The organism is Roseospira marina, assembly GCF_014197855.1.
Classification (GTDB): Bacteria; Pseudomonadota; Alphaproteobacteria; order Rhodospirillales; family Rhodospirillaceae; genus Rhodospira; species Rhodospira marina.
Genome location: NZ_JACIGJ010000002.1, coordinates 46158 through 70544, shown reverse-complemented (window position 1 = coordinate 70544; position 24387 = coordinate 46158). Strand labels below are relative to the sequence as shown.

Here is a 24387-nt window from a genome sequence, read left to right as displayed (position 1 = left end):
CGCGATGTCGCGGGGTGGGGGACGACCCGCCGCCGGCATCGCGTGTTTGTGGGCTGCGTCGAGGACTCATGATTACTGTCATTCTGGTCATACACCTGCTGATTGCCATCGCCATGGTGGCCCTGATCCTGCTCCAGCGGTCGGAGGGCGGCGCCCTCGGCATCGGGGGCGGCGGTGGCGGCGGGGCCGGCCTGATGACGGGCCGGGCTGCCGGCAACCTGCTGACGCGCGGCACGGGAATTCTGGCCGCCGCCTTCATGGCGACCAGCCTGACCCTGGCGATCCTGGCGGATGGCGGCGCCCGTACGAGCAGTGTGCTGGATGTCGCGCCGGTGAGCGGGGGGGCCGAGGCGCCGTTGCCCGGCGATATTCCAGCGCAGCCCGAGGGCGGGTCCGGTGAGGACTCGGCGCCGCCGCCCGCGCCGACGGTGCCTTCGGCGCCGCTGTCAGAGTAAGACGACCCGATTCGGGTGCGGTGGACGGGCGCAGGGCGTTCGGGGCCGCCGCATGCCGATAGGCCGGGGCGCTTGGCCCCGGACGGTAGAATCATGCCGGTTGGGACACCACCCGGGGCCGGTACACGAGTGGATGCGCGAACAAGGACACGCGGTCGGATCATGACGACACGCTTCATTTTCATTACGGGCGGCGTGGTGTCGTCCCTGGGCAAGGGGCTCGCGTCGGCGGCCCTCGGCGCGGTGCTTCAGGCGCGCGGATTTTCGGTCCGCATGCGGAAGATGGACCCCTACCTCAACATTGACCCGGGCACCATGAGCCCGACCCAGCACGGCGAGGTCTACGTCACCGATGACGGGGCGGAGACGGACCTGGACCTGGGGCACTATGAACGCTTCACGGGCGTGGCCTCGCGCCAGTCGGACAACGTGACCGCCGGCCGCATCTACAAGACGGTGCTGGAGCGGGAGCGGCACGGCGACTACCTGGGCGGCACGGTTCAGGTCATCCCGCACGTCACCGACGCCATCAAGGAGTTCATTACCGGCGATCTGTCGGACGAGGACTTCGCGCTGATCGAGATCGGCGGCACGGTCGGCGATATCGAGAGCCTGCCGTTCCTGGAAGCGATTCGTCAGCTCGGCAATGAACTGGGGCCGGAGCGCGCCATGTTCGTGCACCTGACCTTGCTGCCCTACATCGCGACGGCCGGAGAGCTGAAGACCAAGCCGACGCAGCACTCGGTGAAGGAGCTGCTGAGCCTCGGTATTCAGCCCGATCTGCTGCTGTGCCGCAGCGAGCACCCGATTCCGGAGAGTGAGCGGCGCAAGATCGCCCTGTTCTGCAACGTTCGGCGGGAAGCGGTGATCGCCGCCTACGACGCGCCGTCGATCTACGACGTGCCGATCAACTACCACGACGAGGGCCTGGACGTAGAGGTATGCCGGCACTTCGGCCTGGGCTGCGAAAAGGAGCCCGACCTGACGCGGTGGACCACCATCGCCGGGCGTCTGCGCCAGCCGGAAGGCGACGTCACCATCGCCGTCGTCGGCAAGTACACGACGCTGCTGGACTCTTATAAATCCCTCGCGGAGGCCCTGACGCATGGCGGCATCGCCAACAACGTGCGGGTCAAGCTGAAGTGGCTCGACAGCCAGGTGTTCGAGACCGCCGATAACAGTTACCTCCTGGAGGACGTGCACGGCGTGCTGGTGCCAGGCGGCTTTGGCGAGCGTGGGGCCGAGGGCAAGATGGCCGCTGCCAAGTTCGCGCGGGAAAAGAACGTGCCGTACTTCGGCATCTGCTTCGGGATGCAGATGGCGGTCATCGAGGCGGCGCGGAACCTCGCCGGTATTCCGGGGGCGGGCTCGACCGAATTCGGCAATCCGGAGGCCAAGGTGGTCGGCTTGATGACCGAATGGATGCGCGGCAACGAAATCCAGGTGCGCAAGTCCGGCGACGACCTAGGCGGCACGATGCGCCTGGGGGCCTACCCGTGCATTCTGAAGCCGGGGTCGCGGGCCCGTGCCATCTATGGCGATGCGCAGACGATCCAAGAACGCCATCGGCACCGGTACGAGGTCAACAACGCCTACATCGGGCCTTTGGAGGCGCGCGGGCTGGTGTTCTCCGGGATGTCGCCGGACGGCCTGCTGCCGGAGATCGTCGAGATTCCGGACCATCCGTGGTTCGTCGGCGTGCAGTTCCATCCTGAGCTGAAGTCCAAGCCGTTCGAGCCTCATCCGCTGTTTACGTCCTTCATTGGGGCTGCGGTCGAGCAGTCGCGTCTGGTCTGACACCGTGGCGCCGCGTCCCGCGTGCGTTCCGACCGTTGATTGGGAAGGTCCGTGATGCCCGAACGTGATGCCGCATCCCCAGCGCCGATCCGCGCGGTGGCCTTAGGCGAGTCCTGTGTGCTCGGCAATGATCGGCCCCTGGCGCTGATCGCCGGGCCGTGCCAGATGGAAAGCCGCGATCACGCCCTTGAGGTGGCCGAAGCCCTGGTCGGCATGACTGCTGCACTTGGCATGCCCCTGATCTTCAAGACATCGTTCGACAAGGCCAACCGGACCTCGATATCCGGGGCGCGCGGCATGGGGCTGGCGGCGGCGCTGCCGGTGTTCGCCGAGATTCGGGAGCGGTTTGGCTGTCCGGTGCTGACGGACGTGCACGAGGCCGAGCAGTGCGCGCCCGTGGCGGAGGTCGTGGACGTCCTGCAGATTCCCGCCTTCCTGTGCCGGCAGACCGATCTGCTGGTGGCCGCCGCCCGGACCGGGGCGGTCGTCAACGTCAAGAAGGGGCAGTTCCTGGCGCCGTGGGACATGCGCAACGTGGTCGCCAAGCTGGACGCCGCCGGCAATGATCGCGTTCTTGTCACGGAACGCGGCGTGTCGTTCGGTTACAACACGCTGGTGACGGACATGCGGAGCCTGCCGATCATGGCGCGCGACACCGGGTGTCCGGTGGTGTTCGACGCGACGCACTCGGTGCAGCAGCCGGGCGGGCAGGGCGGATCCTCGGGCGGCCAGCGCGAGTTCGCACCGGTGTTGGCCCGTGCCGCCGTGGCGGTCGGCGTGGCCGCCGTGTTCATCGAGACGCATCCGGACCCGGACCATGCGCCGTCGGACGGCCCCAACATGATTCCGTTGCGGGACATGCCCGGGATCTTGCGGCTTCTGACCGACGTGGACCGGTTGGCGAAGGCCCATCCGGTTCGGCTGTAGCCGCTGAGTTTTTTCGCTTTCCTCCTTCACCGGCCCGGGGTTCACCGGGCCACGACGACGACGGGAGACCACAGATCATGGCTGAAATCATCGACATCACAGCGCGCGAGATTCTGGATTCGCGGGGCAATCCCACCGTCGAAGTCGATGTGCTGCTGGACAGCGGTGCGACGGGCCGCGCGGCCGTGCCGTCGGGCGCCTCGACGGGCGTGCACGAGGCCGTGGAACTGCGCGACGGCGACAAAGGCCGCTACGGCGGCAAGGGTGTGCTGCGGGCGGTTGAGGCCGTGAACGGCGAGATCTTCAGTGCGCTGGCCGGCATGGAGGCCGACGAGCAGCTCCTGATCGACACCACCCTGATCGATCTGGACGGCACCCCGAACAAGGAGCGCCTGGGCGCCAACGCCATCCTGGGCGTGTCGCTGGCCGTGGCCAAGGCGGCCGCCGAGGACGCCGCCCTGCCGTTGTACCGCTACATCGGCGGCGTGTCGTCCTGCCTGCTGCCGGTGCCGATGATGAACATCGTCAACGGTGGCCAGCATGCCGACAACCCGATCGACATCCAGGAGTTCATGATCATGCCCGTGTCGGCCAGCAGCCTGGCCGAGGGCGTGCGCATGGGAGCCGAAGTGTTCCACGCGCTGAAGAAGCAGCTCAAGGACGCCGGTCATAACACCAACGTCGGTGACGAGGGCGGGTTCGCGCCGGATCTGAACGGTGCCGACGACGCCCTGGGCTTCATCATGAAGTCGATCGAGGCGGCCGGCTATGTGCCGGGCGAGGACATCATGCTGGCGCTCGATGCCGCCTCCAGCGAGTTCTACAAGGACGGCAAGTACGTCATGGAAGGCGAGGGCAAGACGCTCGACGCCGCCGGTATCGTGGACTACTACGCCGACCTCGTGGCCCGCTATCCGATCCTGTCGATCGAGGACGGCTGCGCCGAGGACGACTGGGACGGCTGGAAGCTGCTGACCGAGCGTCTGGGCGACAAAGTTCAGCTTGTGGGCGACGACCTGTTCGTGACCAACCCGGTCCGCCTGGAAGACGGCATCGTCAAGGGTGTGGGCAACTCCATCCTGGTTAAGGTCAACCAGATCGGCACCCTGTCGGAGACCCTGCGCGCGGTGGAAATGGCGCATAAGGCCCGCTACACGGCCGTGCTGTCGCACCGCTCGGGTGAGACCGAGGATTCCACCATCGCCGACATCGCGGTCGCGACCAACTGCGGCCAGATCAAGACTGGCTCGCTGTCGCGCTCCGACCGCATCGCGAAGTACAACCAGCTCATTCGTATCGAGGAAGAACTGGGCCCGTCGGCGCGCTACGCCGGCAAGAGCATCCTGCGCCGATAACGCACTGCGGTTCGCCGCACGCTTTTTTCGTTGGACGAACAAGACGGGGTCCTTTCGCGCACGGCGCGAGGGGGCCCCGTTTTGTTCGCGGGCCTGTGGTGAGCCACTCTATGACCTTGGCGTTCGCGCAGAATTCATTCGTCGCGGATCCGGATCGCCTTGAAGTGCTGGGGGAAAAGCGTAGGCTCGATCCCGTTCCGGTGGACTCGTGGCCGGGGCGGCACTGGCAAAGGGGGCACCACGAAGGGGCTTCGATAAAGGGGGCATCCATGAGCACGCGCAACCTCGACAAACTGTTCGCGCCCACCTCGGTCGCGGTGATCGGGGCGTCCAACCGGCATCACACGGTCGGCAACCTCATCATGCGGAACCTTCTGGCCGCGGGCTTCGAAGGCCCCATCATGCCGGTGAACCCGCGGAGCCCGGCGGTGGCCGGCGTGCTCGCCTACAAAACGGTCGAGGATCTGCCGATGATCCCCGACATGGCGGTGATCTGTGTGCCTCCCGGCGCTGTGGCCGGCGTCACCGAGGCCCTTGGGGAAAAGGGCGTCAAGGCGGCCACCGTCATCACCGCCGGATTGGGTCTGCATAAAGACGCGGAGGGGCGTTCGGCCCAGCAGCGGACTCTGGAGATCGCCGGGCACTACGGCATGCGCCTGCTGGGCCCCAACTGCGTCGGCACGCTGGTGCCCGGGGTCAATCTCAACGCCAGTTTCCTGCACGAGCAGGCAAAGCCGGGCAAGGTCGCCTTCGTCAGCCAGTCCGGCGCCCTGTGCACGGCGGTCATGGACTGGGCCGCGCCGCGCGGCATCGGGTTTTCGCACTTCATCTCGCTGGGCGACGGCCTGGATGTCGATTTCGGCGACACCATCGACTATCTGGGCACCCATCCCGACGTCCGCGCCATTCTGCTGTACATCGAGGCGGTCCGAGACGCGCGCAAGTTCGTCTCGGCGGCGCGCGCGGCGGCGCGCAACAAACCGATCCTGGCCATCAAGGCGGGGCGGTTCGCGGAGGGGGCCAAGGCGGCGACCTCGCACACAGGGGCGCTGGCCGGGGCCGACTATATTTACGACGCGGCGTTCCGGCGCGCCGGCATTTTGCGGGTGTTCAGCCTGGAAGAGCTGTTCGAGGCGGTGGAGACCGTCGCCCACCAGCGACGGCTGGTCGGTGAGCGCATGGCGATCCTGACCAACGGCGGCGGTATCGGCGTTATGGCCGTTGATGACCTGATCGAGATGGGCGGCACCCTGGCAACCCTGTCCGGGGAGACACTGTCCAAGCTGGACGCGGTTCTGCCGCAGACGTGGTCTCGCGGCAACCCGATCGACATCATCGGGGACGCCAACGGTAAGCGCTACACGGACACCATGGAAATCCTGTTCCGCGCGCCGGAGGTCGACTCTGTCCTGGTCATGTACGCCCCGACGGCGGTCAGCAGCGCTGATGAGATCGCGGAAAAGGTCATCGAGCTGTACAAGAAGACCCGTAAGGCACACGTCACGACGTGCTTTGTGGGCGAGGGCGCCGTGGCCACCGCGCGGCGGATGTTCACGCAGGCGTCGGTCCCGACGTATGAGACGCCCGATCAGGCGGTGCGTGCCTTCATGCACACCGTCACGTTCGCCCGCAATCGCAAGCTTCTGATGGAGACGCCGCCATCCCTGCCGGTGGAGTTCACGCCGGCGGCGACGACGGCACGGCTCATCATCGAGGCGTCGATGGCCGGCGACCGGCTCATCATGAGCGAGCCCGACGCCAAGGCCGTGTTCGCGGCCTATGGCATCGCAACGGTCGAGACGCACATTGCGCGCGGGCCCGATGAGGCTGCCGAAATCGCCGACCACATGGGCTGCCCTGTGGTCGTTAAGATCCTGTCGCCGGACATCACCCACAAGTCGGACGTCGGCGGCGTGGTGCTCGACCTCAACTCGCCGGAGGAAACCCGGCAGGCCGCCGAAAAGATTATGGAGCGCGTCGGTCGCACCTTCCCGGAGGCCCGGATCGAGGGCTTCACGGTGCAGAAGATGATGCGCCGGCCGGGGGCGCACGAACTCATCATCGGTGTGGCGACCGATCCGGTGTTCGGCTTGGTCATTCTATTCGGCGAGGGCGGCACGGCCGTGGAGGTGATCGCGGACCGCGCGGTCACGCTGCCGCCCCTGAACATGGCCCTGGCGCGCAACCTGATCGAGGACACGCGGATCTACAAGCGTTTGCAAGGCTATCGCGACCGGCCGCCAGCGGATCTGGATGCCATCTGCTTGACGCTGACCAAGGTGTCACAGCTGGTCAGCGACGTTCCGGAAATCGTTGAATTGGATATCAATCCGCTGTTCGCCGACAGCCGGGGCGTGCTGGCGGTCGATGCGCGCATCAAACTGGATCCGAAGCAGAAGCGCGGACCGCATCGCCTAGCCATCCGGCCGTATCCGAAGGAACTGGAGGAATGGTTCACCATGACCAACGGCGGTCGGGTGCTGCTGCGCCCGATCCGACCGGAGGATGAGCCGAAGCACTACGAGTTCGTGTCGCGCCTAACGCCGGAGGATATCCGCTTCCGCTTCTTCGGTCTGGTCAAGGAGCTGCCGCACGACCAGATGGCGCGCCTTGCCCAGATCGACTACGCGCGCGAGATGGCGTTCATCGCCCGCGCGGATCTCGATAAGGACGGCGAGGAGGAAACCCTGGGCGTGGTGCGCACGGTCACCGACGCCGACAACGAGCGGACCGAGTTCTCGATCGTTGTGCGCTCCGACCTCAAGGGGTCGGGCCTTGGTGTCGCGCTGCTGGAAAAGATGATCCGGTACTGCCGTGGGCGTGGCACGCGGCAGATGATCGGGCAGGTGTTGAAGGACAACACGCGCATGCTGCACTTCTGCGAAAACCTGGGTTTCGTGCGGGCTGGCATGGTCGAGGAGGATGTCGTGGAGCTCGTCCTTGAGCTTCAGGAAGTGCCGGAGCGGTCGGCGCACGACCCCGTTTGACGGGTGTCCCGATTCGGGCGCCGGTCATGCGGGAGGGGACGACGGAATGCTTGACCTGCTGGTGGTCGCGGTGGGCCTGATGTACTTGGCCTCCGGCCCCATCTCGCGCTTCGTGGGCCACAACCCCACCGTGGTCATGCTGGCGCTGGCGTTCCTGCTGGTGATCGGCATGGTTCTGATCGCCGACGGGTTCGGCACTCACGTGCCCAAGGGCTACATTTATGCGAGCATGGCCTTCGCCGCTTTTGTCGAGGGGCTAAACATGGCCGCCCGGCGCCGGAAGAACGGTCCGCCGCCGTCGGACGCCGACTGAGGTCGCCCCCCCTGGCCCCCGCCTGGACTCAAGCCGTCGATGGCTCGGAGGCGCGGGCGCTCGCCGAACGGGCGCGGGTGCGGTCGTCGACGGGACGGCGCAGCGCGGCGATGGTGGGAACGGCATCGGTGGCCGCACGCCCGTAGCTGAGGTTGAACGCGAAGTCGAAGTCGGGCACCTGTGCCCCCTCCACGTGCTGGAGGCAGGTTTCCAGCTTGTCCAGCGCCTTAACGAAGCGGGCTTCCGGTGTCGTGCCGGCATCGGCTTCGTCGTAGGCCGCGATGAGGGCGTCGCGCTGGGCCGGCGGCAGCGCCGCGACGACCGAGCGGACGTCCTGGCGTTCCCGCGCTTTGCGATCCGGGTCGGTGGTCTGGGCTGGCGCAGGTACGTCGCCGCCCAAGGCCTCCCCAAGGTCATGGATCAGGCACAATTGCAGCACGCGGGTCAGGTCCAGGCCGGGCTCGGTGGGGGCCAGGACAAGCGCCATCACGGCCAGACGCCAAGAATGCTCCGCCACGCTTTCCACCCGGCCGGTGGCGGTGCGCGCGCTGCGGAGCGTGTCTTTCAGGGCGCCGGCCTGCGTGAAAAACGTGAGGAGAGCGGAGGCCTCGGTCTCAGAGGGCATGAACCTGTCCTTTCGCATAAGAGCGGATTGCCTTTGCGCGGTCCTCCCACGGTCCCATGTTAGGGGACAGGGGGCGGGCGACAAGATCACAGCGGCCCCTTATGCGTACAGCCGGTCGCGGCGGAGCAGAACCTATGGGCCGTGCGATCGGGTGCATCGCTTCCTAAGGTCGGTGCCGGTTTCATCCGCACCCATTTTACATGACACGCAGGATCGGAGAGCGGCCAAGGGCCGCGTCGATCCCCCCACACCGCATGGCGTCCGCCGTCGGACGGCGTATTCGGCCGTCCGCGCGACCGTGCCAGAACGGGAGAACCATCATCATGCAGATTGACCTGACCGGAAAGACGGCGATCGTCACAGGCTCCACAAAGGGCATCGGTCTGGCGAGCGCCAAGGGGCTGGCGCAGGCCGGCGCCACCGTGATCGTCAACGGCCGCACCCGCGCGGCGGTGGATGCCGCCGTCGTGGCCGTCACAGACGCCGTTCCCGGTGCCTCGGTGTCCGGGGTCGAGGCCGACCTGGGAACCGCTAAGGGCTGTGCGGCTCTGGTCGAGGCCGTGCCGCGCTGTGACATCCTGGTCAACAACCTGGGCATCTTCGGGCCCCACGACTTTTTCGACATTTCTGACGACGAATGGACCCGCTTTTTCGAGGTCAACGTGATGTCCGGTGTCCGGCTGGCGCGCGCCTACCTGCCCGGCATGGAAGCGACCGGTTGGGGACGGGTGGTGTTTCTGTCCTCGGAATCGGCGCTCAACATCCCGGCTGACATGATCCACTACGGATTCACCAAGACGGCGCTGTTGTCGGTGGCGCGCGGGCTGGCCAAGCGGATGGCCGGAACCGGCGTGACCGTCAATTCGGTCTTGCCGGGCCCGACGCTGTCCGAGGGCGTGGCCGACATGCTGAAGTCCGAGGTCGACAAGACCGGCCAGTCGCTGGAGGAGGTCGCGGCGGGCTTCGTCATGGCGCACCGCCCCTCGTCGATCATCCAGCGCGCGGCGACGGTCGAGGAGGTCGCGAACATGATCGTCTACGCATGTTCGACCCAGGCATCCGCCACCACGGGCGCGGCGCTGCGGGTCGACGGCGGCGTGGTCGACAGCCTGTAGGTCCGACGGACGGCCCGAGCGTCGTGTCATCGCGGCACCCGGGCCGTCCGGTGCCCACGTGTAGGCCATTAGATAGGGTGCTATTAATTTGCAGAACGGTCGTTAGCACGCTATGTATTACCCAGCCTAACGATAACGGATCACACACCCATGGCGCTTTCCTCCGACGCGCGGGAACAGTTCGGTATGACCGTCGGTCGCATCGCCCGCCTGTGGCGGGGCGAGGTCGACCGGCGTCTTGCCCCGATGGGGCTGACGCAGGCGCGCTGGTACCTCCTGCTGACGCTGCGGCGGCTGGCCGAGGATGTGACCCAGAAGGAACTGGCGGAGGCCGCCAACATTCAGGGGCCAACTTTAGTGCGGACCTTGGATTCTCTGGAAAAAGAGGGGCTTATCCGCCGGTGCCCGTTGCCTGGCGACCGCCGCGCCAAGGTCGTGCGCCTGACCGATCAGGCCAATCCGGTTCTGGATCGCATCCAGGCCGTCGGCGCGTCAGTCCGCGAGGAAATTCTGGACGGGATTGATCCGGCGGACCTGGACGCCTGTCAGCGTGTGTTTGATCGGATTGGCGACCGCCTGACGGAGATACGGGCCCGGTCCCATCGCTCCCCTTTCACGCCTTCGGCCTCGGCCACGGACTCGAATTGAATGACACACCACGCCTCGCCCGCTGATACGGAAGCGGTCCCCGAATCCAAAACGTCCAGCCCGTCCCTTCGGCGACCCAGCAAGCGCCTTCTCGGTCTTGTGGTTGTTGTCGCCGCCGGCTTAGGCGTCGGCGGCGTCTGGTTGTTTCACCAGTTGACCCATGTGGTCGTCACCGACGCCCGCATCGCCGCCGACATGATCACCGTCAGCAGTCGGGTGCCTGGATGGATCGTCGATCTGTCGGTGACCGAAGGCGACCACCTGGACGGGGGCGCCGTCCTGCTGCGGGTGGATGATCGGGACACGCGGTTGCGCCTGAAGGAACTCGATGCTCGGTTGGCGGTCGTGGAGGCGCACCGGACCGAGATCAAGGCGCAGGTCACGCAAACCGATCAGGAAACCCACAGCCGAATCGCCGCGCGCGAGGCCGCCGTGACCGCCGCAAGCGCGACCCTGGCTGGCGCCCAGGCCCGGCTCGATCTCGCGACGGCGGAGAACAGTCGCGCCGTCCGCCTGGTGTCCACCGGGGCCGGGACCAAGGCGCATGTCGATCAGACCACGTCCGATTTGGAGGCCGCGCACCAGGATGTGCGGACCGCTCAGGCCCGTCTGACCTCCGCCGAGGCGGATCTTGAGGAAGCCCGCGCCGAACGGGGCGCTCTGGCGGTGCTGAACAGCCAGCTCGCCGGCCTGGAGCCGGAAGCGCGTGCCCTGGAGGCGCAACGCGACCGTCTCGCCCTGGATCAAGCGGACCGGATTCTGCGCATGCCGCTCGATGGTGTGGTGGACCGCGTCTTCGTCGATGCCGGGGAGTATGTGGACGCGGGCCAGCGCCTGCTGATGGTCCACGATCCGGACGCGGTGCGGGTCGAGGCCAACGTCAAGGAAACCAGCCTGCGGTTCCTCAAGCCCGGCGCCGAGGTCCAGATCACCGTGGATGCGGTGCCCGGTCGAACCTTTACCGGCACCGTCGATCGCCTGGGGCACGCGGCGACGAGCGAGTTCGCCCTCCTGCCCAGTCCCAACCCCAGCGGCAACTTCACCAAGATCACGCAGCGTCTGCCGGTGCGGATCGCCTTGCCGCAGGTCGACGGCCTCCTGAAACCCGGCATGATGGTCGAGGTGGAGGCGCGCGCCGGTGACTGACGGCTCCGCGACCTCCCATGCGGTCCCGGCGCCGGACTCGCCCGAGGGCCTAATCGCCCGCTATGGACCCGGTTGGCGCTGGTTGGTGACCGGCACGGTCATGATCGGCACTATCGCCACGGTTCTGACCGCCACCATCATCAATGTCGCCATTCCGGACGTGATGGGTACGTTCGGCATGGGGCAGGACAAGGCCCAGCTGCTGTCCACCGGGTTCCTGGCCGCGATGACCGGGACCATGCTACTCAACGCCTTCCTGCTGGAGCGGGTGGGGCGCCGGACCACCTACCTGCTGGCCATGGCCGTGTTCGTCGGGGCCTCGATCCTGGGCGGACTGGCCCCCGGGGAGTTGGTGCTGATCCTGGCGCGCGTGCTTCAGGGGGCGGCGGCCGGCATCATCCAGCCGCTGGCGATGCAGGTGATCTTTCAGGTCTTTCCGCCGGAGCGGCGGGGCACCGCCATGGGGATCTTCGGGGTCGGTGTTGTGCTTGCGCCGGCCATCGGGCCAACGCTGGGCGGGCTGATGGTGGACAGCTTCAGTTGGCGCTATGTCTTCTTCTTTCCGGTTCCGTTCGCGTTGATGGCCATGGCGCTGGCGCGGCTCTTCCTGCCGGGCCGGGAGCACAGCGAACGTCCGGCCCACCCCTTTGACGGCCTCGGCTTCGCTCTGATCGTGGCGTTTCTGGTCAGCCTGTTGAGCGCCTTGTCCAACGGGGTGCGCGAGGGCTGGCTGTCCGATCCCATTCTGATCGCCTTCACGGTCGCCGTGCTCAGCGGTCTGGCATTTGTGGCGTGGGAGATGTGGACCGCCCATCCGCTGCTCGACCCGCGTCTGTTCGCGAGCCCGACCTTCGCCGGGGCGTCCGTGGTGGCGTTTATCTTCGGGTTCGGACTGTTTGGCTCGACCTATCTGATTCCCCTGTTCGTACAGAGCATCCAGGGCTACACGCCGACGCGGTCGGGCCTGCTGTTGATGCCGGCCGGATTGGTGCTGGCGATGGTGTTCCCGCTGGCCGGGCGACTGAGCGACAGCGTGCCTGCGCCCGCGCTGATCGCGTTCGGGCTGGTCCTGTTCGGCGCGTCCCTGCTGCTGATGGGACACGCGGACACCAACACGCCGTTCTGGCTGATGGCCGGGTGGATCGTGTTCGGGCGCATCGGTCTGGGCTTCATCCTGCCCAGCCTGAACGCGGGGGCGCTGCGGGCGTTGCCGCTGCGGTTCCTGGGGCAGGGCGCCGGCACCATAAACTTCGTCCGCCAGCTTGGTGGGGCGCTGGGGGTCAACCTGCTGGCCATCGCCCTGACGCACCAGAGCCAGCAGCACACCGACGCCCTGACCGCCACGCAGGTGGCCGGCAACGCCGCGATGCACGAAAGTGTGGCTTTGTTGGAGCGGCTGTTTCACCAGGGGGGCGTGCCGGCCATGGTGCAGGAGCCGGCCGCCTTGCACTTCCTGGGGCGGATCATCCAGGCGCAGGGCAGTATGCTGGGGTACCGCGACGGCTTCATGCTGACCGGCGCGGTCTCGCTGGCCGCTCTTGTCCCGGTTCTCATGATGGCGTTCGGCCATCGGATCGGACGTCCCACGGGGCGGTGATGCGCCCGGGGCGTCTTACTTGCCGTCCGACCGGCCGTTCCGCCCATCGTCGCCGCGTCCGGCTGTCGCCCTGGTATCGTCCTTAAAAAAAGTAGGGTAGAACGACCGTTCGCGCGGAGACGGTCGGAGGACACCTTCATGGATATCGCGGCGCCCCAGGCGTGGATGCTCGACCCGGCGGTCGAAAGCCTCGATCGCGTGGCCCTCGCCACGCTGCAATGGGAGCGCCTGCGTCACACCCTGGCCCATGCCTATGAGAACGTGCCGCATGTCCGGCGGGCGTTCGACGCGAAGGGCGTCCATCCCGAGGATCTGCGGGACCTGTCGGACCTGCGCCATTTTCCCTTCACCGTGAAGACCGACCTGCGCGACAACTACCCGTATGGCTTGTTCGCCGTGCCACGCGAGCAGGTGGTGCGGATCCATGCGTCCTCCGGCACCACCGGCAAGCCCACGGTGGTCGGCTACACGGCCGGCGATATCGACCGGTGGGCGGGCCTGATGGCGCGCGCGATGGCCACGGCCGGGGTCCGACCGGGCGAGGTGGTGCACAACGCCTATGGCTACGGCCTGTTTACCGGCGGCATGGGCTTCCATTACGGCGCGGAGCGCCTTGGCTGTACGGTGGTACCGATGTCGGGTGGCAATACCGAGCGGCAGATCCACGCCATGCTGGACCTGGAGGCGAGCGTTCTGTGTGCGACGCCGTCCTATGCGCTGAACCTCGCCGAGGTGGCGGAGCGCCTGGGCATAGACCTGCGCGCCTCCGCCCTGCGGATCGGTCTGTTCGGCGCGGAGCCGTGGAGCGACGGGCTGCGCCACGAACTCGATGAACGCCTGGGGATCCGCGCGACCGATTCCTATGGCCTGTCGGAGGTCATGGGGCCAGGGGTCGCCATGGAGTGTCCGGAGCGGTGCGGCCTGCACGGCTGGGAGGATCACTTCCTGTTCGAGGTCATCGACCCCGACACGCTGGAGCCGCTGCCGATGGGCGAGACGGGCGAACTGGTCATCACCACGCTGACCAAGGAAGCCCTGCCGATGATCCGCTACCGCACGCGGGATATTACCCGCCTGACTGACGAACCCTGTGCCTGCGGCCGCACGCACGTGCGCATCCTCCGGGTGGCCGGGCGGAACGACGACATGATCATCCTGCGCGGCGTGAACGTCTATCCGTCGCAGGTCGAGGCCGTGATGCTGGGCTTCCCCGGCACGGCGCCGCATTACCTGCTGACGGTACGGCGCGAGGGCGTGATGGATCGCCTCGACGTCCAGGTCGAGGCCGCGCCCGACCTGGACGTCGACGCCTACCCGGCCGTGGCCGACAAGGTCCGGCACCGGATCAAGTCCAACATCGGCGTGACCTGCGGCGTGACCGTCGTGCCGCCCGGGACCGTGCCCCGATCAGAGGGCAAGGCGGTGCGGGTGAAGGATCTGCGCACGGTGATGGCACGATAGGGGCGCGACCTCGCGCAACATTGCGTTGCGTGACGCGCGAGAACTCTGCAATAAAATGCCGAAAAAGCAGAACGTTGGCCGCAATCGACCAACACCGGTCTCCGGGTTGGACAGGCTCGCGCCGCGTCCCTAAACTGCGCGCCACACGTGTCCGCGCGCCCGGCGCGGTTCCCGCCACTGACGAGATCCCCCATGACTACACGCACGTCCTTGCGACACCGTTTGCGGACCCTGGAAGCGCACCTGAAGACCGAGCATCCGGATCTGGTGCAATTGATGCCCCTGTTCCGGCGGGTGGACCGGGTCCTGTATCGCTCGGGCCTGCTTGATCGGTCCGAGTCCCTGGCCGCCCGGATTCCCTGGTGGCCCATGATCAGCGTGCTGGGCACGTTCTCGGCCGGCAAGTCCACCTTCATCAATTCGCACCTGGGCGCCAACATCCAGTCGACCGGCAATCAGGCCGTGGACGACAAGTTCACCGTCATTTGCTACGGCGACTCGGCGGACTATCGGGTGCTGCCGGGCACGGCGTTGAACGCCGATCCGCGCTTTCCGTTCTTCCGCATCAGCGATGAGATCGAGAAGGTCGCCCCCGGCGAGGGCAAGCGCATCGATGCCTATCTACAACTGAAGACGGTCGGCAGCGCCCAGGCCAAAGGCGTGATCGTCATCGACAGCCCGGGGTTCGATTCCGACGATCAGCGCCGGTCCACACTGCGCATCACGGACCACATCATCGATCTGTCCGATCTGGTGCTGATCTTTTTCGACGCCCGCCATCCGGAACCGGGCGCGATGCAGGACACGCTCCAGCATCTGGTGTCGAAGACGGTGCGGCGCGCCGATCCGACCAAGTTCCTCTATGTTCTCAATCAGATCGACACGACGGCCAAGGAGGACAACGCGACCGAGGTGGTCGGCGCGTGGCAGCGCGCCATCGCGCAGGCCGGTCTGGTGAGCGGACGCTTCTACGCCATCTACAACAAGGGCGCCGCTGTCGAGATCGCGAGCGCGGATCTCCGCGAGCGCTACGAGGCCAAGCGTGATCACGACCTGCGAGAAATCCTGGGCCGCATTGCGGAGATCGGTGTGGGGCGTTCCTACCGGGTTGTGGCAATGCTGGAGACGGTCATCAACGAGCTGGAAACCGAGCTGATGCCCGCGCTCAGCCGCCAGCTCGCGCGGTGGCGCCGGCGGGTGCTGATCGCGGACGTCGTCTGGGGCGCGCTGATGCTCGGTGGTGTCGGCGCGGTCGTCGGACTGGCCGGGACCGGCGTGTTCGATTCCCTGTGGGCCTGGATCGTGGGAACGGCGCCAGCGGTGACGGAGGCTGCTGGAACGGCCGCGACGGTGGCACCGGAGGCTCCTCCGGCCGGTGGCGCTCTGGCGCCAGCGGTGCCGGAGGCCACGACCGAGACAGCGACTCAGATTCTGGACACGGCGCTGGCCTGGTCGCAGGTCGCGGTCACTTGGCTCGGCGATGTTCTGAGCGGCCTGGGGCAGGGCGCCGCGGCGGTGGCCGTCCGCGTGGTGGCCGTGGTGCTCGCTGTCTGGGCGGTGTTCCAGATTGGGCATCAGACCGCCCGTTCGGTGTTCGCGAAGAGGTTGGCGCCCGAACTGCCGGAGATTATGGGCAGCGCGAACCTGCGGGTTCAGGACGCCTTCCGCCGCAATACCGGATTTGGTGTGGGTGTGTTCCGCACCCATCCGGTGGGCTGGACCTCCCGGGCCAAGCGTCGCCTTCAGGCGATCCGCGAGACGGCCATGGCCGAGGTACAGCGCCTGAACGACCAGTACACCGATCCGTCGGGCCGCAAGCGGCAGGCGGCGGCCACCGCCATGGAGGTCTCGGCCCCGGACGCCGCGCCGGTCGGGGCGCCGTCCGGCCGGTCGGCCTTCGCGCCGCCACCGCCGGATCCGCTGGCGGTTCCGGCTGAGACGTCCCGGACCTCGTAACGGCGCTCCAAAACAACGGCCCCGCTTTCAGACGAGAGCGGGGCCGTTTTTTTGTGGATCCGTAGCAGCCGGATCTCACAGGACCAATCAAAGGCTTTCGGGGGTCGGGGCGTCCGGCGTGTCGGGCGCGTCGGGGTCGTCGTCCTCACGCAGGACAATCAGTTCCTCCAGCAGGTCGATGGCGGCGTGGACGCTCGCCAGACGCACGTCGTCGCGCGTGCCGGCAAATACGTAACGCTTCGGCCGCACCAGGCCGTCGATGCGCGCCGCCGCGAGATGAACGAGGCCGACCGGCTTGCCCTCGGTCGCGCCGTCCGGCCCGGCGATGCCGGTGATGGCCACGCCGAGGTCCGCGCCACCGGCCGCCAGCGCGCCCAGGGCCATGGCGACGGCGACATCCTCGCTGACCGCGCCGACGCTTTCCAACATCTCTGCCTCGACGCCGAGAAGCTGCATCTTGGCCTCGTTGGAGTAGGTCACTACCCCCCGATCGAACACCGCGCTGGACCCCGGCACCGCCGTCAGGCTGGCCGCGAGCAGCCCGCCGGTGCAGGATTCCGCCGTGGTCAGGGTCAGGGAGCGGGACAGGCAGAGCCCGATGAGGGCGCGGGCATGCTCCACCATGTCTTTGTCGAGGGCGCTCATGAAAGCAGACTCCAGAGGAGGGAGGTGAGGACCAGCCCCTGGCCCGCGGCCTCGTCGATCACGACCTCGTCGATCGCGACCTCGCCGGGGTCCTCGCGGCCGGTGCGCCGACGGTAGACGTCGCTGGCCCAGACGCCAACCCCAAAGACCGCCACCACGCCGGCAGCCAGCAGGGCGGGGGTACGGGAGTATCAGGGGCGGGATCGGGCATGGGCTCTGCTATCGGAAGGTGCGCGCTAAGGTGAATTGACAAACAAGAATTGAAATGTCGCGCCCGATTCGGGCCATTTCGCCGCCACGGGCGCGCCGCAAAACGGCCCTCCACCACGCAAAACCCCTGACTCCGAGCGCGGAAATCCGTCCACCTTGCACGTGTCGCGATTTGGGCCTATGCCATCGCCGGGCCGCCGTCACGTCTGCACGGCATACGACCATGACGACAGATGTGGCCCGCGCCGCTGGGAGGGAGAGACCGCCGCGCGCGTCCATCCGGGCCGCGCGCGATGACGGGATGAACCAGGGATCCCGTCCTGTGATAGTCGGCGCGACCGGCGACGGTTCGGTCCCGGACCCAAAGCCAGCCACTCGAAGGAAGACGAGGCGACATGTCGGAGTACGACCCCCAACAGCTCAGCCTTCCCCCCTGGAAACGCGCTTTGCGCCGGGCCTTCCCTGAACGCTACCTCATGATACGGGCCGATAACGGCGGCTACCACGCCTGGACACTGGGCAGCCTAACACAGGCGTTTGCGGCGGCGGGGGGCGTGGTCCTGCTCGGCATCGTCACCTATAGTCTCGCGATGGTGATCTGGGTCGATGCGGTGATCGACGCCAAGACCGCCGAGGTCAACGAGGCTCGGGACAGCTACAAGCAGCTCTTGGCGGAGGTGGCGCTGTACAGGGATCAGGTGGCAGAAGTCACCCGGAGCTTGGAAAACAATCACGCGGTCATTTCGCGCTACGTCGACAGCGACTCCTCGATCGCGACGCAGGAAACCCCCGCGACCGAGGACACCGCGCAGGGTTCGACCCCGGAAACCTGGGAGATCGAAGCCGGCCGCGCCCGCGATGCCCTGCTGGCCCAGTTGTCCGAGATGGAACAGGGCATGGCGGAGCTGTCCGAGGCCCACCAGCTTCTGACCCGCTTCGATGACTTCGAACTGGAGATGCGCAAGATGGTGCTCCAGCGCGATCTGGCGCTGGAGGAGAACAAGGCCCTGACCAACCGCGTGGGGTCGCTGGAGGATCTGGTGGTTGAGATGGAGGCGTCTCAGGCGGCCTTGCTCGACCACTTCGGCACCATCGCACAGACCCGGATTTCGGACATTGAGGACAGCCTGTCCGAGGTCGGTCTGGACGTGGACAGCCTGCTGAACGCCCGTCCGGTCGATGGCGATGGGCAAGGCGGTCCGTTCATCCCCGTCGACATGCCGCTCCTCGACAAGCCGGTGCTCAAGGCCTCGGTGGCTACCCTGAATACCCATGTGGACCGGCTCGGCGCCCTGCGGGACCTGACTGACCATCTGCCACTGACGCGGCCGATTCTGTCCGGCTACCGGCTCAGCAGCCCTTTCGGCGTGCGTCGGGATCCGATCAACGGCCGGCTGTCACGGCACGAGGGTCTGGATTTTGCCGCTGGGGCCGGCACGCCCATCGTGGCGCCTGCGGCCGGAAAGGTGGTTTACGCTGGCCGGCGCGGCGGGTATGGTCGAACGCTTGAGATCAGCCATGGAATGGGCCTGCTCACCCGCTACGGGCATCTGTCGAGCATCGCCTTGAAGGTTGGGGATAGTGTCAAGCGTGGCGATGTGATCGCGACGGTGGGCAACTCCGGGCGCAGTACGGGCTCCCACCTGCACTACGAAATCCGCGTCAACGGGGTGCCTCGCAATCCCGCCAAGTTCATGAAGGCCGGCCAGCATGTTTTCAAGGGCTAACCCGAAATCCGCGCCGTCGTCGGCGGTAGCACCTGCCCCCAGTGTTCCGGACCGCAAGCCGGAGCGTCGGTCCGGCGCGGAGATGAGCCCGGAGCGGGCTGTGCCCTCCATTGTCAGCGCGGATCTCACGGTGACGGGCGATCTGGTCAGCGCGGGGGAAATCCAGATTGATGGACGGGTCGAGGGCGACATCAAGTGCGCCTCCCTCATCATCGGCATCGCCGGGGCGGTGACCGGGGAGGTCAGTGCCCAGACGGTGCGGATGCACGGCACGGTCAGCGGGCAGGTGATCGCCAAGTCCGTCTTCCTGGCCAGCACGGCCCGCATGGTCGGTGACGTGACCCACGAAAGCCTCGCCATCGAGCCCGGCGCCTTCATGGAAGGCCACTGTCGGCGTATGACGGAGATGCCGGACCTGAACCTGCCCACCAAGGGTGCGGCTGCGGAACCGAACGACCCGCCGCGGCTGGCCAGCACCGGAGGCGCGAGCGGAAGCGGCGCATCCGAGCTTGGCGCGGCGGACGACAAGAAGCCGGCTCCGGCCAAGAAGACTACGGCCTCCTGAGGGCGGCGTCCTGAGGCGCCTCTTGAGGGCTGGTCGCCGCGGAGTCCCGTTTGGGATCGGGGTGGCGCAAAAAACAGGGCCGGCGGAGCGCATCCGCCGGCCCTTTGCGTGTCACAGATGCGACGGTCGACGCTCACTCATACGACCGGGCGTCCTCGATGACCTTGCCATCGTTCGGCAGGGTCTCCGGCCCGACGATCTCGACCACGCCCTTCAGCTTCGTGACCGCCTGCACAGCCTCGCCGACGCGGGCGACCAGGACGTCGTCCGCATCCTCGGCGCACTCGCACCGCAGGGTCATGACGTCGTTGGCATGCCCATCGTGGCTGACGACGAGCCGGCCGCGACCGAGGACAGGGAAGCGCTTCAGGACATCGGCGACCTGCTCCGGGTGCACGAACATCCCCTTGACCTTGGTGGTCTGGTCCGCCCGGCCCATCCAGCCCTTGATGCGCATGTTGGTGCGGCCGCACGGGCTTTCGCCCGGCAACACCGCCGACATGTCGCCGGTGGCGAAGCGGATCAGCGGGTACTCCGGCGTGAAGGACGTCACCACCACCTCGCCGACCTCGCCCACCGGTACCGGGTCGCCCGTCCCGGGGCGGACGATCTCGACGATCACGCCCTCGTCGACCACCATGCCCTCGACGGTACCGTCGGCGGCCGGGCTTTCGTAGGCGATAAGGCCCAGATCGGCGGTCGCATAGCACTGGTGGACGTGTAGGCCGGCCTCGTGGAAGGCCGCGCGCTGCGGGGGTAGGTAGGCCTCGCCGGAAACCAGTCCCTTGGTCAGGCCGGGCAGGGGAACCCCCATCGCGTTGGCCTTTTCCAGGATGATGCGCAGGAACGACGGGGTGCCGACATAGCCCGCCACGCCGAGCCCGGCCATCGCCTGGACCTGTTGTTCCGTGTTGCCGACGCCGGCCGGGAACACCGGGCAGCCGAGCGACCGGCAGGCGTCGTCGAAGATCCAGCCGCCGGGGGTGAAGTGGTACGAAAAGCAGTTCTGCACCATGTCCCCGCGCCGGAACCCGGCGGCGAACAGCGCACGCCCCAGGCGCCAGTAGCCGGTGCGCGCGCCCTCCGGGTCGTTGATTGGCCCGGGTGATTGCAGGATGCGGCCGATCCCGCCCCAGTCGGAGACGAGGCCGCCCAGGGGTGGGTGCGCTTTCTGCAGTGCGATCAGGTCGCTCTTGCGGGTCACAGGCAGGCGGGCCAGCGCGGCCGGATCGGTGATGCTGTCCGGATCCACGTCCGCCAGCAGGCCGCCGAAGTGGCCCGTATCGCTCTTGGCCAGGGCGATCAAACCGGGCAGGGCCGCGAACTGCTCCTCCAGGCGCTGGGTCTCGGGGCGCGTTTCCAGGTCGTCGAAATAGTCCATGAGGCGGGGTCCCCGTGTCCGGACGTGCGATGTCTGGTCGGTTGGGCGCAACGGCCCGCGTCGCGTGTCTCCAGCCTACGGAATGTGGGGCTTCAAAGCCAGCGCTTGCGCCGCTTGTAGGACTTCAGGTTCTTGAAGGACTTGCGGTGCTCCCCACCACCGCCGAGGTAGAACTCCTTGACGTCCTCGTTGCCCAGAAGGTCGCTCTGGGTGCCATCCATGACCACCTTGCCGGATTCCATGATGTAGCCGTAGGAGGCGGCCCCCAGTGCCATCTTGGCGTTCTGCTCGACCAGAAGCGTCGTCATGCCAAGCTCCCGGTTCAGGGTCCGGATGATGGTGAAGACCTCCTTGACCAGTAGGGGGGCGAGGCCCATCGACGGCTCGTCCAGAAGGATCAGCTTGGGGCGGGCCATCATGGCGCGGCCGATGGCGAGCATCTGCTGTTCCCCGCCCGACAGATACCCGGCCAAGCCGGTGCGCTCCCGCAGGCGCGGGAAGTAGTCCAGCACCATCTCCAGGTCGCGCTTGATGGCGCTGCCCCCGTCGCGGCGGGTAAAGGCGCCGAGGCGGAGGTTCTCGACCACCGTCATGTCCTCGACGATGCGGCGGCCCTCCATGACCTGGAAGATGCCTTTGCGCACGATCTGCTCCGGGCTCATGTTCGCGATGTTCTCGCCCATGAACCGGATCTCGCCCCGGGTGACCGCGCCGTTCTCGGTGCGGAGCAGCCCGGAGATGGCCTTGAGCGTGGTGGTCTTTCCGGCGCCGTTGGGTCCCAGCAGGGTGACCACCTCACCCTCCGGCACGTCGAGGCTGACGCCGCGCAGCACCAGGATGACGTCGTCGTACACCACCTCGATGTTGTTGACCGACAGGATCGGCTCGGCCGTCGCTGACCGGGGCGTAGGGGACGAGACGGTGCTGGGGGCGGCGGGGGCCATGCGTCAGTCCTTCCGTGCAAGGGTTGGAGCCAGGGTTGCCGCCGCGCGCACCGGATCGCGCGCGGCGGGATGCGATGACTACCAGCCCAGCCAGTCGTCGCGGCGGGGCAGGGTCGTCTGGGTCACGCGCTCGATGTGAACGTCACCCTCGTCGTTGGTACCCCGATAGATGTTGACCGTCATGGTCCCGCGGTGGTCTTCCGCGGTCCAGGTGGAGGGGATGCACACACCCTCCAGTCCTTCGGGCACCCAATCCTGCTTGGCGTACATGCCCTCTTTGATGTTCGGACCGGTGATGCCGCCGTTGGCCTTGGCCCACGCCATGGCTTCCTTCATGTAGTAGGCGGTGCAGATGCCCCGGATGTAGTGATGGGTGCGGAACTCCACGCTCGGATCGGCCTTGGCGGAGATGGCCCGCACCGTTTCCATACCCGGCGCGTCCGAGCCCCAGAAGGCGTTGGCGGCGACGAAGATCAGGCTGCGTTTCGTGGGGCCGATCGCCTCCATGGTTTTCTGGTCGCCGCCCCAGATGTTGGACATGAACTGCACATCGGTGCCGACGGTGTCGCAGGACTTGAACAGCGACACCACGGACGGACCGAGGTTGCCGATGTAGGCGTAATTGGCGCCGTTCTCCTGGATGGTCAAACATTGTGCCTTGAAGTCGCCCGGCTTCAGCGACACCACGACGGGGTTCAGCACCTCGAACCCAAGTTCCTTGGCATAGGCGGCGCAGGCCTCTTTGGGGGCGTTGGGGTAGGGGTGGTTGTCGCCGGTGTGGACGAACTTGGGCGTGCCCTCGCCGCCCTTTTCCGTCCAGTCCTCCATCGCCCACTGGACCAGGGCGCGGCAGCCGTCGGAGTAGGACGGACCGTAGAAGAAGTTGTAGGGCGCGGGTTTCTGGGTGCTCGGGTTCTTGCCGGTCGGATCGGTCAAGTGGCCCGAGTAGGAGGCCGACCAGACGGGAATCTCATCCTTGGCGACGAAGCTGATCAGCGCCTCGGTGTCGCCCGTGCCCCAGCCTTGAAGGGCGACCATGTCCTGCTGGGTCCACTTCTTGTAGAACGAAATCGCGCGCGGGACCTCGTAGGCGTAGTCGACGCTGTCCATCTCGATCATGGTGCCGTCGATGCCGCCCTGCTCGTTGATGTAGGCGACGGCGTCGCGGATCGCGGGGCCGTATTCCTTGCCGACAAAGCCGGTGGCTCCGGTGATGTCCATCAGATGGCCGACGAAGACGGACTCCTGCGCCTGCGCGGCGGTGCCGGCGGCGGCCAGGACGCCCAGGCTGGCGACGCAGGTCCGGGTCAATGTCTTGCGCATGAAACGTGTCCTCCGTGTTCCGAAAAACGCAGTGTTTCCGGTTGGTTCGCGACCGGTCTCGCGCCGGTCTAGTAAGAGAATGGGTACAGCTTCCAGTACGCCTTGATGAGTCGCCACCGATGGGCCAGGCCGTCCGGCTCGAAGATCAGGAACAGGATGATCGCCGCGCCGATGGCCATCTCCTTGAAGAAGGCTAGGCCGTTCGTGATCATCGGGGTGTTGCCCCATTCGGTGGACGCGATGATGTCGACGCCGCCCGCCATGACCTCAGGCAGCAGCACCATGAAGATGGTGCCCAGCATGGCGCCCATGACAGAGCCCAGGCCGCCGATGATGATGATCCCCAGGAACTGGATCGACAGCAGAATGGTGAAGCCCTCGGCCGAGACGAAGCCGAGGTAGTGCCCGTACAACGCGCCGCCGATGCCGGCGTAGAACGACGAGATGCCGAACGACAGCACGCGGTACTTGGTCAGGTTGATGCCCATGACCTCGGCCGACAGGTAATGGTCGCGCACGGCGACGAAGGCGCGGCCGTCGCGGGTGCGCATCAGGTTGGCGGCCGCGACGAACAGCACGATGGTGATGGTCAGGGCGAACAGGAAGAACTTCGGGTCGGTGTCGAAGGTGATCCCGAACAGCTCGATCGAATTCGCGAGCGAGCCGTAAGAGCCGCCGGTGAACCAGTCCAGGCGGATGAACAGGTCCTCGATGATGAACTGCGCGGCTAGGGTTGCAATGGCCAGATAGAGGCCCTTGATGCGCGCCGCTGGGCTGCCGAACAGCAGGCCGACGACGGCGGCCAGCACGCCGGCCAGCGGGATCGAGAGGACGACCGGAATGCCGTACGTATTGTTCAGATAGGCCGATCCGAACGCCCCGATGCCGAAGAACGCCGCGTGCCCCAGCGATATCTGTCCGGTGAAGCCGACCAGGATGTTCAGGCCGAGCGCCGCAATGCCCCAGTAGCACGCCTGGATGGCGAGGCTGAGGTACTGCGCGTTCGTGAAGGGCGCGAACAGGGCGCCCAGCACCGGGGCGTCCTCCACGCCCGGCGACAGGATCGGGATCAGCACCATGGCATACAGGACCACCAGGAACAGGATCATCGCCCGCCGGCTGTTCCGGGTGTCGAAGATGACGGTGTCCTGCTGGTAGGTGGTGCGGAAGTCGCCGCAGGGGCGCAGGCTCGTGGTGGCCATTCGGGGGT

The 24387-nt window shown here is 66.9% G+C and carries 21 protein-coding genes; 14 read left to right on the top strand and 7 right to left on the bottom strand.

All coding sequences use genetic code 11. The features are described from left to right. Positions 1–68: 68 nt before the first annotated feature. The 6 genes from secG to GGD82_RS02850 all read left to right on the top strand — a co-directional run bounded on the left by secG (position 69) and on the right by GGD82_RS02850 (position 7834). Complete coding sequence (secG, locus tag GGD82_RS02875; protein ID WP_150061108.1) at positions 69–455, top strand: preprotein translocase subunit SecG; 387 nt, start codon at positions 69–71, stop codon at positions 453–455. A gap of 162 nt (positions 456–617) precedes the next feature. Next, positions 618–2252: a CTP synthase gene (pyrG, locus tag GGD82_RS02870; RefSeq protein WP_150061109.1), complete on the top strand. Its 1635-nt coding sequence runs from the start codon at positions 618–620 to the stop codon at positions 2250–2252. A gap of 54 nt (positions 2253–2306) precedes the next feature. Then, positions 2307–3179, top strand: a complete 873-nt coding sequence (gene kdsA / locus GGD82_RS02865; protein ID WP_150061110.1) for a 3-deoxy-8-phosphooctulonate synthase — start codon at positions 2307–2309, stop codon at positions 3177–3179. 77 nt (positions 3180–3256) lie between these two features. Beyond that, positions 3257–4534, top strand: coding sequence for a phosphopyruvate hydratase (gene eno, locus GGD82_RS02860; protein ID WP_150061111.1), 1278 nt, complete (start codon positions 3257–3259; stop codon positions 4532–4534). A gap of 269 nt (positions 4535–4803) precedes the next feature. After that, positions 4804–7521 carry a bifunctional acetate--CoA ligase family protein/GNAT family N-acetyltransferase gene (locus GGD82_RS02855; protein WP_150061112.1) on the top strand — a complete coding sequence of 906 codons (2718 nt, stop codon included), beginning with the start codon at positions 4804–4806 and terminating at the stop codon, positions 7519–7521. Between the two features lie 46 nt (positions 7522–7567). After that, positions 7568–7834, top strand: coding sequence for a TerC family protein (locus GGD82_RS02850; protein ID WP_211364689.1), 267 nt, complete (start codon positions 7568–7570; stop codon positions 7832–7834). A gap of 28 nt (positions 7835–7862) precedes the next feature. Here the strand turns inward: GGD82_RS02850 and GGD82_RS02845 are convergent, their stop codons facing one another. After that, positions 7863–8459, bottom strand: coding sequence for an HD domain-containing protein (locus GGD82_RS02845; protein WP_150061113.1), 597 nt, complete (start codon positions 8457–8459; stop codon positions 7863–7865). A 323-nt stretch (positions 8460–8782) separates the two neighbouring features. Between GGD82_RS02845 and GGD82_RS02840 the strand changes: the two genes are divergently transcribed. The 6 genes from GGD82_RS02840 (at position 8783) to GGD82_RS20790 (ending at position 16382) form a co-directional block, all read left to right on the top strand. Further along, a complete protein-coding gene (locus GGD82_RS02840; protein WP_150061114.1) occupies positions 8783–9574 on the top strand; it encodes an SDR family NAD(P)-dependent oxidoreductase in 792 nt (263 codons plus the stop codon). Between the two features lie 150 nt (positions 9575–9724). Further along, positions 9725–10222, top strand: a complete 498-nt coding sequence (slyA, locus tag GGD82_RS02835) for a transcriptional regulator SlyA (RefSeq protein ID WP_150061115.1) — start codon at positions 9725–9727, stop codon at positions 10220–10222. Beyond that, entirely contained in the window at positions 10223–11368 is a 1146-nt protein-coding gene (locus GGD82_RS02830; protein WP_150061116.1) for an HlyD family secretion protein, read from the top strand. After that, positions 11361–12965 (top strand): DHA2 family efflux MFS transporter permease subunit, encoded by a 1605-nt coding sequence (locus GGD82_RS02825; RefSeq protein ID WP_246163710.1) that lies wholly within the window; start codon positions 11361–11363, stop codon positions 12963–12965. The genes GGD82_RS02830 and GGD82_RS02825 overlap by 8 nt, the downstream gene beginning before the upstream one ends. 138 nt (positions 12966–13103) lie before the next feature. Beyond that, complete coding sequence (locus GGD82_RS02820; protein ID WP_150061117.1) at positions 13104–14426, top strand: phenylacetate--CoA ligase family protein; 1323 nt, start codon at positions 13104–13106, stop codon at positions 14424–14426. Positions 14427–14618: 192 nt separating this feature from the next. Continuing rightward, positions 14619–16382, top strand: coding sequence for a dynamin family protein (locus GGD82_RS20790; RefSeq protein ID WP_211364690.1), 1764 nt, complete (start codon positions 14619–14621; stop codon positions 16380–16382). Positions 16383–16469: 87 nt separating this feature from the next. Here GGD82_RS20790 and GGD82_RS02810 read toward each other — a convergent pair whose 3' ends face one another. Both GGD82_RS02810 and GGD82_RS02805 read right to left on the bottom strand, forming a co-directional pair. Further along, on the bottom strand, positions 16470–17027 hold the full coding sequence (locus tag GGD82_RS02810; protein WP_150061118.1) for a CinA family protein: 558 nt from the start codon (positions 17025–17027) through the stop codon (positions 16470–16472). Beyond that, positions 17024–17185: a phosphatidylglycerophosphatase A family protein gene (locus GGD82_RS02805; protein WP_170284151.1), complete on the bottom strand. Its 162-nt coding sequence runs from the start codon at positions 17183–17185 to the stop codon at positions 17024–17026. Before GGD82_RS02805 ends, GGD82_RS02810 begins: the two co-directional genes overlap by 4 nt. A 447-nt stretch (positions 17186–17632) precedes the next feature. On the opposite strand from GGD82_RS02805, the gene GGD82_RS02800 reads away from it, so the two are divergent. Together GGD82_RS02800 and GGD82_RS02795 are read left to right on the top strand one after the other, a co-directional pair. Beyond that, entirely contained in the window at positions 17633–18964 is a 1332-nt protein-coding gene (locus GGD82_RS02800; protein ID WP_150061120.1) for a M23 family metallopeptidase, read from the top strand. 100 nt (positions 18965–19064) lie between these two features. Beyond that, the gene (locus GGD82_RS02795; RefSeq protein WP_246163711.1) at positions 19065–19529 is read left to right on the top strand and encodes a bactofilin family protein; all 465 of its coding nucleotides are present in this window, start codon (positions 19065–19067) and stop codon (positions 19527–19529) included. 133 nt (positions 19530–19662) lie between these two features. Here GGD82_RS02795 and GGD82_RS02790 read toward each other — a convergent pair whose 3' ends face one another. The 4 genes from GGD82_RS02790 to GGD82_RS02775 form a co-directional block, all read right to left on the bottom strand. Beyond that, complete coding sequence (locus tag GGD82_RS02790; RefSeq protein ID WP_150061122.1) at positions 19663–20910, bottom strand: phenylacetate--CoA ligase family protein; 1248 nt, start codon at positions 20908–20910, stop codon at positions 19663–19665. 92 nt (positions 20911–21002) lie between these two features. Next, entirely contained in the window at positions 21003–21854 is an 852-nt protein-coding gene (locus tag GGD82_RS02785; protein WP_150061123.1) for an ABC transporter ATP-binding protein, read from the bottom strand. Positions 21855–21932: 78 nt separating this feature from the next. After that, a complete protein-coding gene (locus GGD82_RS02780) occupies positions 21933–23177 on the bottom strand; it encodes an ABC transporter substrate-binding protein (RefSeq protein ID WP_150061124.1) in 1245 nt (414 codons plus the stop codon). Positions 23178–23245: 68 nt separating this feature from the next. Beyond that, entirely contained in the window at positions 23246–24379 is a 1134-nt protein-coding gene (locus GGD82_RS02775; RefSeq protein ID WP_150061125.1) for a branched-chain amino acid ABC transporter permease, read from the bottom strand. Positions 24380–24387: the final 8 nt, after the last annotated feature.

Bases quoted from the DNA above. Each gene is read 5' to 3' on its own strand.
- GGD82_RS02785 (WP_150061123.1), bottom strand. From the start codon at position 21,854: ATGGCCCCCGCCGCCCCCAGCACCGTCTCGTCCCCTACGCCCCGGTCA.
- GGD82_RS02845 (WP_150061113.1), bottom strand. From the start codon at position 8,459: ATGCCCTCTGAGACCGAGGCCTCCGCTCTCCTCACGTTTTTCACGCAG.
- GGD82_RS02820 (WP_150061117.1), top strand. From the start codon at position 13,104: ATGGATATCGCGGCGCCCCAGGCGTGGATGCTCGACCCGGCGGTCGAA.
- GGD82_RS02800 (WP_150061120.1), top strand. From the start codon at position 17,633: ATGTCGGAGTACGACCCCCAACAGCTCAGCCTTCCCCCCTGGAAACGC.
- GGD82_RS02830 (WP_150061116.1), top strand. From the start codon at position 10,223: ATGACACACCACGCCTCGCCCGCTGATACGGAAGCGGTCCCCGAATCC.
- slyA (WP_150061115.1), top strand. From the start codon at position 9,725: ATGGCGCTTTCCTCCGACGCGCGGGAACAGTTCGGTATGACCGTCGGT.
- GGD82_RS02775 (WP_150061125.1), bottom strand. From the start codon at position 24,379: ATGGCCACCACGAGCCTGCGCCCCTGCGGCGACTTCCGCACCACCTAC.
- GGD82_RS20790 (WP_211364690.1), top strand. From the start codon at position 14,619: ATGACTACACGCACGTCCTTGCGACACCGTTTGCGGACCCTGGAAGCG.
- eno (WP_150061111.1), top strand. From the start codon at position 3,257: ATGGCTGAAATCATCGACATCACAGCGCGCGAGATTCTGGATTCGCGG.
- GGD82_RS02790 (WP_150061122.1), bottom strand. From the start codon at position 20,910: ATGGACTATTTCGACGACCTGGAAACGCGCCCCGAGACCCAGCGCCTG.
- GGD82_RS02840 (WP_150061114.1), top strand. From the start codon at position 8,783: ATGCAGATTGACCTGACCGGAAAGACGGCGATCGTCACAGGCTCCACA.
- GGD82_RS02780 (WP_150061124.1), bottom strand. From the start codon at position 23,177: ATGCGCAAGACATTGACCCGGACCTGCGTCGCCAGCCTGGGCGTCCTG.
- GGD82_RS02810 (WP_150061118.1), bottom strand. From the start codon at position 17,027: ATGAGCGCCCTCGACAAAGACATGGTGGAGCATGCCCGCGCCCTCATC.
- pyrG (WP_150061109.1), top strand. From the start codon at position 618: ATGACGACACGCTTCATTTTCATTACGGGCGGCGTGGTGTCGTCCCTG.
- kdsA (WP_150061110.1), top strand. From the start codon at position 2,307: ATGCCCGAACGTGATGCCGCATCCCCAGCGCCGATCCGCGCGGTGGCC.
- GGD82_RS02855 (WP_150061112.1), top strand. From the start codon at position 4,804: ATGAGCACGCGCAACCTCGACAAACTGTTCGCGCCCACCTCGGTCGCG.
- GGD82_RS02850 (WP_211364689.1), top strand. From the start codon at position 7,568: ATGCTTGACCTGCTGGTGGTCGCGGTGGGCCTGATGTACTTGGCCTCC.
- secG (WP_150061108.1), top strand. From the start codon at position 69: ATGATTACTGTCATTCTGGTCATACACCTGCTGATTGCCATCGCCATG.